The following is an 868-nucleotide window of genomic DNA, read 5'->3' as shown; positions in this document are numbered from 1 at the left end:
TGAAAGAACCCTCGCCCCGGGCTATGGCATCATTGCGATCCTTGATGGTTGCGCTGATATGCTTTTTCAGATCATCAGACCATTGATGGCAGGTATCATCCGTATTCTTCTGGCAGTCACGCTGAAGATGCTGATTACACTCGATATTCTCAAAGCTGTACTTTTCATTGTAGTTTACGGTGTTATGGTCGTGCATGGTTTTGGTATCCGATGTCAGGAGATTCAGTACATTGTCGTCATCAAGGCTTTCCATGTCTTTGTGTGCATGCGCTGTATAGTAGGCAATAGACTCGTCTCCATAAAATCGGAAACATGCTCTTTGCGCAAGAATGAAGATGACCGTGTCGTCCCAGTAAACGATCTTTCTTGTGATCAGGACAAGCTTCAGATCCTGGCGAAACTGGCGGAGCCCATTTGCGGCACGGGCCTGGAGTTTCGCAATGTATCCCTCACAGGGCATTAATTCACCGCCGGTGATTCCGGCAAGAAACATGGATGCTTTGTTCATAGCGGCATTGACGGTATTTGTGAGTGATAAAGCAAAAGCCTGCAATCCGCTGCCATACTGAACCTTCTCCTTGAGGTTTGGGGGTATCTGTGACCGGAATACAGTGCCGCAGTTGCTGCATTCGTAATAAAAGAATTCGTGTTTGATCTTAACGACTTTAATGCGTACATCGTATTCAAATTTAACTTCGGACTCGCCGGTTGGGGCGCAGTCTGTAAGCCCGCATTTTGGACAGCATTCATCGTCCTGTAATGGGTGCCCAACGGTATCTGTGATCTCAGATTCCTCCGGCGCTTCAAGGGCTGCTTTGGGATGTCCAGGCTGTCCGCCTTTCTTCCTGCCTGAACTGCGGCGGGAGTT

Annotated in this window: 1 protein-coding gene; it reads right to left on the bottom strand. The window is 48.5% G+C overall.

Going from position 1 to position 868, the window contains the following annotated elements:
- Positions 1-868, bottom strand: an 868-nt coding sequence (locus VSQ62_RS32295; protein WP_334638790.1) for a hypothetical protein, incomplete at both ends; no start/stop codon positions are given.

It is taken from the genome of Sporofaciens sp. JLR.KK001, assembly GCF_036941055.1.
Classification (GTDB): Bacteria; Bacillota; Clostridia; order Lachnospirales; family Lachnospiraceae; genus Sporofaciens.
Note: the sequence above shows the minus strand (reverse complement) of the source record. Positions and strands in the feature narration are given on the sequence as shown.